2 protein-coding genes are annotated in these 2,155 nt (G+C 70.8%); both read left to right on the top strand.

Annotation, left to right across the window (positions count from 1 at the left end):
- Positions 1 to 72: 72 nt before the first annotated feature.
- Positions 73 to 897: a thioesterase family protein gene (locus G6026_RS11525; RefSeq protein ID WP_107757666.1), complete on the top strand. Its 825-nt coding sequence runs from the start codon at positions 73 to 75 to the stop codon at positions 895 to 897.
- A gap of 29 nt (positions 898 to 926) precedes the next feature.
- Positions 927 to 2,155, top strand: a 1,229-nt coding sequence (locus G6026_RS11530; protein WP_182613257.1) for an acyl-CoA dehydrogenase family protein, incomplete at its 3' end; no start/stop codon positions are given.

Consider the following 2,155-nt stretch of genomic DNA (forward strand, 5'->3'; position numbering starts at 1 on the left):
GACCCTGAGCCCGCTCGGTACGGTGGGAGCACTCGGTGGTGACCTCCCACGCCGCCCGATCAGGAGAGTGCCGTGACCGATCAGGACTCCCCCTCACACGCGCTGGACCGGGCCGTCGCGCTCCGACGCGTCCACGACGACCTGGTCCGGGGCCGCACCGTCGACGCATGGGCCAACATGGTCGGGCCGTTCGGTGGGACGACCGCGGCGACCATGCTGCAGGCGGTCCTGCAGCACCCGGCGCGGCACGGCGACCCGCTCGCCCTGACGGTGAACTACGCGGGCCCGGTCGCCGAGGGGGAGTTCGAGATCGAGGCCAGGCCCACCCGGACGAACCGGTCCAACCAGCACTGGTGGCTCGAGATGCGCCAGGGCGACCAGGTGGTCACCACCGCCACCGCGATCACCGCACTGCGCCGGGAGACCTGGTCGGAGACCGAGGCCACGGCGCCGATGGTCCCGGTGCCGGAGGACCTGACCCCGGCCGCGGCGGACCGCGGGGTCAGGTGGGTGGACAACTACGACATGCGGTTCGTCACGGGGCCGTGGCAGTCGGTCGAGAACGGGGACGCGACCCCGGAGTCGACCACCACGATGTGGATCCGGGATTCGCCGTCCCGCCCCCTCGACCACGTCGCGCTCACCGCGATGTGCGACTCGTTCTTCCCGAGGTCGTTCCTCCGACTCGGCCGGCCCGTCCCCGCGGGCACGGTCACGCTGACGATCCACTATCTGGCCACCCCGGACGAGATCGCGGCCCAGGGCACGGACTTCATCCTGGGCAGCGTCCACGCCCACCGGTTCCACGGCAACTACCACGACGAGTCGGCGCGGCTGTGGAGCCGGGATGGCAGGCTGCTCGCCACGAGCAACCAACTCATGTATTTCAAGTCCTGAGTACCGCGGGCCGGAGGAGGACCCAGCACATGTCGACCACTCGCAACCACACCACCCACGAGGTCCTCAACCAGGCGCCGCCGCGCGTGGACGTGGACGAGTTCGCGCTCAACCCCGCCCTCCGGGAGGCCGTGGGAGTCTTCGCGCCCGGCGCGGTTACCGACCGATTCCACGAGATCGGCCGACACGTGGGAACCGGGCGGTACCAGCACGACGCGGAGCTGGCCAACACCCTGCCGCCGGTGCACCACGCCCACGACCGGTGGGGCAACCGGGTGGACGAGATCGAGTTCCACCCCTCGTACCACCGGATCATGGACTACTCGGTGTCCCGAGGCCTCCACACCTCGGCGTGGGCCGACCCCGGCCCGGGCGCGAACGTCGAGCGGGCGGCGGGGTTCATGCTGGTCTCGCAGATCGAGGCCGGCCACGGCTGCCCCCTGTCCATGACTCACGCAGTGGTGCCGTCCCTCCGGCTCAACCCCGGGTTGGCCGCGGAATGGGAACCGGCGCTCCTGTCCACCGTCTACGACCCCGAATTGCGCGATCCGGCGACCAAGTCGGGAGTCCTGTTCGGTATGGCGATGACCGAGAAGCAGGGCGGTTCGGATGTCCGGGCCAACACCACCACTGCCACCCCGGTCGGGGACGGCCTGCACGTGCTGCGCGGCCACAAGTGGTTCTGCTCGGCCCCGCAGTCGGACGCCTTCCTGGTGCTGGCGCAGGCGCCGGAGGGTCTGAGCTGCTTCCTCGTCCCCCGCGTCCTCCCCGGCGGCGAACGCAACCCCTTCCTGGTCCAGCGCCTCAAGGACAAGCTGGGCAACAAATCCAACGCCTCGTCCGAGGTGGAGTTCGACGGCACCCTGGGCTGGATGGTCGGCGAGCCCGGCCGCGGGGTGCGCACGATCATCGAGATGGTCGGCCGCACTAGACTGGACTGCGTCCTGGGGTCGACCGCGGGCATGCGTCAGGGCGTGGCCGAGGCCGCATGGCACGCCCGACACAGAGCCGCGTTCGGCGCGACCCTGGTGGACCAGCCGGCCATGGCCGCCGTCCTGGCGGACCTCCAGCTCGAAGCGGAGGCCGCCACCTGGACTGCGACCCGCCTGGCAGCGGCCTATGACGACGACGAGTCCGCCGCGTACCGGCGGCTCGCCACCGCGGTCGCAAAGTACTGGACGTGCAAGCGCGGACCCAACCACGCCTACGAGTCGCTGGAATGCCTGGGCGGCAACGGCTACACCGAGGCATTCCCGCT

The sequence above is a fragment of the Dietzia sp. DQ11-38-2 genome, assembly GCF_014145055.1.
Taxonomy (GTDB): Bacteria; Actinomycetota; Actinomycetes; order Mycobacteriales; family Mycobacteriaceae; genus Dietzia.